Annotated in this window: 2 protein-coding genes and 1 pseudogene; all 3 read left to right on the top strand. The window is 75.9% G+C overall.

What is annotated here, in order from left to right; translation table 11 throughout:
* A partial coding sequence (locus Q0195_RS04360) for a TIGR02678 family protein (RefSeq protein WP_299275061.1) occupies positions 1-1149 on the top strand: 1149 nt, incomplete at its 5' end.
* A complete protein-coding gene (locus tag Q0195_RS04355) occupies positions 1146-5270 on the top strand; it encodes a TIGR02680 family protein (protein WP_299275058.1) in 4125 nt (1374 codons plus the stop codon). The genes Q0195_RS04360 and Q0195_RS04355, both read left to right, overlap by 4 nt.
* A pseudogene (locus Q0195_RS04350) lies at positions 5267-6693 on the top strand (TIGR02679 family protein). The gene Q0195_RS04355 and the pseudogene Q0195_RS04350 overlap by 4 nt, the downstream one beginning before the upstream one ends.
* The last annotated feature ends 145 nt before the right edge of the window (positions 6694-6838 follow it).

Here is a 6838-nt window from a genome sequence, read left to right as displayed (position 1 = left end):
GTGCTGCGCGCCCAGACCGACGGCGAGACGTTCCGCCTGGCCCGCCGCCACGCCGACGCGCTGCGTGCCTGGTTCGACCGCGAGACCGGCTGGCGGCTCGTCGTGGAGTCCCAGACCGTGCGCCTGCTCACCGCTCACGTCCCCCACGGCCCCACCGCCGTCGCCGTCGCGGAACGGCACCCCGCCCGCGCCCGCAGGGGTGACCCGCCCTTCACCCGCCGCCGCTACGTCCTGCTCTGCCTGGCGCTGGCCGTCCTCGAGCGCTCCGACCCGCAGATCTCCCTCGGCAGACTCGCCGAGGAGGTGGTGCTCGCCGCCCGACAGCCCGGCCTGGAGGACGTCGTGTTCACCCTCACCGGCCGGGATGAGCGCTCCGACCTCGTCGCCGCGATCCGGCTGCTCCTGTCCTACGGCGTCCTCGTCCGGGTGGCCGGTGACGAGGAGTCCTACGTCTCGGCGGGCGGCGACGCCCTCTACGACGTCGACCGTCGAGTCCTGGCCACGATGCTCTCCACGACGCACAGCCCGGGCCTCGTCGGCGCGGCGCTCGGTCCCGACGCCACCATCGATCGCATCGAGGCCGCGCTCCACGAGCCGCCGCCGGCCTACACCGAGGAGGAGGCCACCCGGCGGCTGCGGCACGCGGTCACCCGCCGGCTGCTGTGCGACCCGGTCGTCTACTACGACGAGCTGCCCGACGACGAACGCACCTACCTCGTGGGGCAGCGGGTCCAGCTCACCCGTCGCCTGGCCGAGGCCACCGGCCTGGTGCCCGAGCTGCGCGCCGAGGGCATCGCCCTCGTCGACCCGGACGACCAGCTCACCGACGTCCGGATGCCCGAGCAGGGCACCGACGGCCACGCCACGCTGCTGCTCGCCGAGCGACTCGCCGGCTCCGGCGCCACCGATGTGGCCACCCTGCGTCGCCACATGCGGCGCCTCGCCGGCGAGCACTCGGCCTACTGGCGCCGCGCCGCCCAGGAGCCCGGCGCCGAGAACGCGCTGGTCGCCGACGCCGTCGACCGCCTCGTCGGCCTGGGCCTGGTGCGCGTCACCGGCGAGGGACCCACCGCCGTCGTCCACCCGCTCCCGGCGCTGCGGCGCTTCGCCGTCGCCGCCCCCACCATCACCGCACGGAGGGCACGATGACCGGCCTCGACGAGCTCACCCGCGACCCCCGCGGGCCCGAGCCGATGGACGAGTTGCCCCGCCCCACCACCGAACGGTGGCAGCCCCTGCGGCTCGGCCTGGTCGACCTCTTCTACTACGACGACGAGCAGTTCTGGTTCCACGACGGTCGCCTGCTGCTGCGCGGCAACAACGGCACGGGCAAGTCCAAGGTGCTGGCCCTGACGCTGCCGTTCCTCCTCGACGGTTCGATCGCGCCGCGTCGGGTGGAGCCGGACGCCGACCCGAAGAAGCGCATGGAGTGGAACCTGCTGCTCGGTGGGGCACACCCCCACTCGGAGCGCACCGGCTACTCGTGGGTGGAGTTCGGGCGGGTGGACCCGGACGGCACCGAGCACTTCACCACCCTGGGGATCGGGCTCAAGGCGGCCTCCGGCCGCGGCATCGTCAAGACCTGGTACTTCACCAGCACCCGGCGCATCGGTGACCTGCGCCTGCTCGACGCCAACCGGACCGCCCTCAGCCAGGAGCGGCTGCGTGACGAGCTCACCACCACCGGCGGCGGGCAGGTCCACACCACCCAGGAGGCCTACCGGCGGGCGGTGGACGAGGCGATGTTCCGGCTGGGGGAGGAGCGCTACGCCGCCCTCATCGACCTGCTCATCCAGCTCCGGCAGCCGCAGCTGTCGAAGAAGCCCGACGAGAAGGCGCTCTCGGCCGCGCTCACCGAGGCACTCGCGCCGCTGGACCAGGCGGTGGTCGCCGACGTCGCCGAGTCCTTCCGGTCCCTGGAGGACGAGCGCGCCGGTATCGCCGTGGCGAAGGACACGTTGCGCGCGGCCACGGACTTCCTGCGCCACTACCGCGCCTACGCCCAGGTCGCCTCCCGCCGCCACACGACGGCGGTGCGGCTGGCGACATCGGCCTACGAGCACGCCGGCCGGGACCTGCGCGAGGCCGAGGAGGCCCTGGCCGCCGCTACCGCCGAGGTCGACCGCCTCGCCGCGGCTCGGGAGGACGCCGAGGAGCGGCAGGGGACGCTGCAGGGACAGGCGGAGGCGCTGCGTACCAGCCCGGAGATGCGCGACGCCGAGCGGCTCGACCAGGCATCGCGGGCCGCCGCCGAGGCCGAGCAGCGGGCCGCTGCCGCAGGGGAGGAGGCCGCCCGCGCTGCCGAGGTCGCCGCGCGTGATGCCGCGGAGGCCGAGGCGGCAACCGAGCACCATGAGCGGGCCGCCGCCGAGGCCGAGCAGCAGGAGGCGCACGCGGCCCGCCTCGCCGGAGACGCCGGCCTGGGCGCCGAGCACCAGGCGATCATCACCGACGCCTCGGCCGCCGACCGGGTCCTGCGTCGTCGCCGCGAGCAGGTGCGCCACGTGCGCGGCCTCATCGACGCGGCAGACCGAGCGCGGACCGTGGCCGAGCGTGAGCGCCGTGCATTGGACGAGGCGCACAGCGAGGAGGCGGAGCGTGGCGAGGAGCTGCGTGCCGCGCACGAGTCGGTCGACGCGGCGGTCGGTGCCTATCGCGACGCCGTGCGGAGCCACGCGGCCGGGCTGACGGTCCTCGAGCTCGACGTCGGGGTGGACGAGCTCGCCGCTCTCGCCGAGGACTGGGCGCGCACGCTGTCGGGCGAACCGCCGGTGCCCGCAGCGCTCGATGCGGCCGTCGCCACCGCGCTCGCCCGCGCCGGTGAGCAGCGGGCCCAGGCGGAGCACACCGCGCAGCGGCTCTCCGCGGAGCTCGCCGCGGTCCGGAGCGAGATCGCCGGACTCGAGGCGGGGCAGGACCCGGAACCGCCCGCCGCTCCGGGACGTGACACCAGCGGTCGGGACGGTCGCCCGGGGGCACCGCTGTGGTGGCTGACGGACTTCGCCGACACCGTGCCCGACGGCGAGCGGGCGGGCCTGGAGGCTGCCCTGCAGTCGGCCGGGCTGCTGGACGCCTGGGTGTTCCCCGACGGCACGCTGACGGCCGGCGACGACGTCGTCCTGGGACCGGTCGGACCGGAGGCCAGGATCGGGCTGGTATCCGTCCTGCAGCCCGCCGCGGGCACGGCGGACCGGGTCGGCGCGGATGCCGTGCGAGCGGTGCTTGGCCGGATCGGCCTGGGCGAGAGCTCCGGCGCGGCCTGGTGGGTGGACGCCACCGGCCGGTGGGGCGCCGGACCCGCCCGCGGAGCGTGGGCCAAGGAGCGGGCCGAGTTCCTCGGGGCGGGTGCCCGCGAGGCACACCGACGCGAGCGCCTCGCCGTGCTGCAGGCCCGGGCCGAGGAGCTCGCTGCCGAGGTGGCGACCGCCCGTGCGGAGGTCGCCGCCGCCACCACCCTGGTGGAGCGCGCCCGGGCCGAGCGTGCAGGCTACCCCGCGGGTGTGGAACGCGAGCTCGGTGCCGCCCACCACCGCGCCGTCGGGGCGCAGCGGGAGCTCGAGCGGGCCCGCACGAGGGTGGAGGCGGCCCGCACCGCCTGGGAACGGGCGGAGGACGAGGCCACCTGGGCCCGGGCCGAGCTCGTCGAGCAGTCCACCGAGCTCGGGGTGGGCCCCACCGCCGCCGAGGCGGACGCCGTCCTGGCTGCCGTGACCGGCTACGAGGTGGCCCTGGGTGAGGCCCGGCAGGCCGCCCGTGCACTCGCCGACGCGGCCACCACCCGCGGGCGGTCGCTCGACCGGGCCGCCGAGTCCGCCGAGCTCCGCGCTCTCCGTGAGGAGGACCACCGCGAGGCGCGGACGCGGGCCGCCGGGCTCCGGGCCACGTACGAGGAGCTGCACGCCACCGTCGGTGCGTCGGTCGCCGAGCTCCAGGCCCGGCTCGACGAGACCACCGCCGCCCTGCGCCGCGTGGGCGAGGAGCTGCGCGAGGTCGGCGTGCGCCAGCTCGCCGCCGCCACGCGCCACGGGCAGCTCGAGGGGGAGGTCCGCGCCCTGGAGCGTCGGCGCAGCGAGGCCGCCGACGCCCGCGAGGCCGCGGTCGGAGCCCTGCGCAGCTTCGTCGACACCGGTCTGCTGCGTGTCGCGCTACCCGAGCCGGCCGTCCCGACGACGCCGGACGGCGAGGGGTGGAACCTCACCGCCGGGCTGGCCCTGGCGCGGACCGCCGAGCAGCAGCTGACCGACGTCGACGAGAGCGACGACGCCTGGTCCCGCGCCCAGCAACGGGTGTCCGGGGCAGCCACCGAGCTCGGCAACCAGATGAGCCGGCACGGGCACACCGCCTTCGTCGAGCAGCGCGGGGACGTGCTCGTCGTGCGGGTGCGCTACCTCCAGGACGAGGTCGAGGTCGACCGGCTCGCCGAGCGGTTGGCCCAGGACGTCGCGGACCGCGAGCGCCTGCTCAGCGCCCGCGAACGCGAGATCCTGGAGAACCACCTCGTCAACGAGGTCGCCGGACACCTGCACGAGCTGCTGCTCACCGCCGAGGACCAGATCGACCGGATGAACCGGGAGCTCGCCGAACGCAAGACCTCCACCGGGATGCAGCTGCGGGTCCGGTGGCGTGAACGCGGTGACGGCCCCGCCGGACTCACCGCCGCCCGGCGCCTCATGGTCCGCTCCGACGCCACGTGGACGGCCGAAGACCGGGCGGCGATCGGTGAGTTCCTCCAGGCCCGGATCGCCGAGGTCCGGGAGAGCGACCCGACGGGTGGCTGGCAGGAGCACCTGGAGCAGGCGCTGGACTACCGGCAGTGGCATTCCTTCGTGGTCGAGCGGTGGCAGCACGGGCAGTGGCGCTCGGCCTCCGGCCCGGCCTCGGGCGGGGAGCGGGCGCTGGCGGTCTCGGTGCCGCTCTTCGCCGCCGCCTCGGCGCACTACAACTCCGCCGCCCCGCACGCCCCGCGGCTCATCCTCCTCGACGAGGCCTTCGCCGGCGTCGACGACGACTCCCGCGCCAAGTCGCTCGGGCTGCTGGCGACCTTCGACCTCGACGTCGTCATGACGAGCGAGCGGGAGTGGGGCTGCTACCCGCAGGTACCGGGCCTGTCGATCGCCCAGCTCTCCCGGGTCGAGGGCGTCGACGCCGTCGGGGTCACCCGCTGGCGCTGGGACGGACGACGGCGGGAGCGCACCGCGGAGATCGATGATGCTGCCAGGGCCGGCGGCGGGTCCACGTCCGCCGACGAGGAGGAGACGTTGTTCGGATGACCGATGACGGGGCGACCGGCGCGCGGCCCGGCGACCGCGCCGCGCTCGACCGGCTCCTGGGCGTGCCGGAGATGGCCTGGTTGGTCGACCGGGTGCGGGCCCGGATCCTGGCCGCCGGGGACGCTCCCTTGCGCGGCGTCGTCCAGCTCGACCGACCGACCGACGCCCAGCGGGCCGCGGCGGTGCGGCTCGTGGGCCGACCCCGGCGTGGGGGAGCGACGCTGCGGGTGGACCTTGCGGTCGTCGAGGAGATCCTGCGCCGCGGGCCGTGGCCCGCCGGGCTCGCCGACGCGGTCGAGACGCTGAGCGGCCCGGTGGTCGACCGCACGGCATCCGGGCGCGGGAGGTGGCGGGGTGGGCTGCGGCGCGGGACGCCCTCGAACCGGCGGCGCGGCGCTTCGACGGTCTTCTGGAGTGGTGGCACGCCTGGTGCGCTGCCGGCGGCCTCAAGCGGACCGCGTCGGCGGAGGCGGCGCGCACCGGCGCCACGTCCACCCCGGAGATCGGTGCCCGGCTCGTCCGTGACCTCCTCGCCGTCCTCGACCGGCTGCCGGCCCACGGGCGGCCCCTGGCCGTCCTCGCCCGCGAGGCGGTGGGCGACGCCCACGCCCTGGACGTCTCGCGGCCATTCGGCAGACTGGCCGCGACGGTGGTCCGCGAGGCCTTCCGTCCCGGAACCTCCAGCGAGGGGCCGGTTCGCGGCCCTGCCGGCCGCGACTCCTCGGCGCGCGACGCCTGGGCGGCCGCCGGTGTGGTCATGTCGAACGTCGCCTCCACGGTCCTGTGCATCGGGATCCCCGGCGAGCGCGGGCATGACGGTGCCGCCGCGCGGGCGACGGCCACGGCACTGGAGGCGATGCGGGTGGCTCGGATGCCCGTCGTCCTCACCCTGGACCAGGTACGCTCCGGGGGAGTGGCGGCGTTGCCCCCGGCGGGCGTCGTCCACGTGTGTGAGAACCCCAGCGTCGTCGAGGTCACCGCTGCGCGCTGGAGCCGGACGCAGTCGGACGGTCACCGCCCGGACGGCCCTGGGCGGGACGACGGCGCCGCGCCCGTCCTGGTGTGCACCGGCGGTCAGCCGAGCACCGCGGTGGTGGAGCTGGTGCGGAACCTGTCCGCCGCGGGGGCACAGGTGCGCTACCACGGCGACTTCGACTGGGCGGGGCTGCGGATCGCCCGCGTGCTCGCAGCCCAGGTTCCCTGGGTGCCGTGGCGCTACCGCGCGGGCGACTACCTCGCAGCGGTGGCCGAAGGCCAGCACTCGCTTCGCTTGACGGGGAGCCCGGCGCCCTCCCCGTGGGACCCCACGTTGGCCACCGCGATGGCGGAGCGTGGGCTGGCTGTCGAGGAGGAGTTCGTGGCGGACCTCCTGGCCGGGGATGTGCTCTGCATGCCCGCGCCCGCCGCAACGCTTCCCGACTAGTCTGGCCGGATGACAGCGCAGACATCGCAGACGTCCAGCACCTCACCGGCCGACCGAGCACGCACCCTTTCCGAGCTCCACGCGGCACCCGAGATCCTCCGGGTGGTGAACGTGTGGGACGTCGTGTCGGCCAAGGCGATCCTCG

Source organism: uncultured Georgenia sp., assembly GCF_937958535.1.
Lineage (GTDB): Bacteria > Actinomycetota > Actinomycetes > Actinomycetales > Actinomycetaceae > Oceanitalea.
This window is presented reverse-complemented; position numbering and strand designations above follow the sequence as displayed.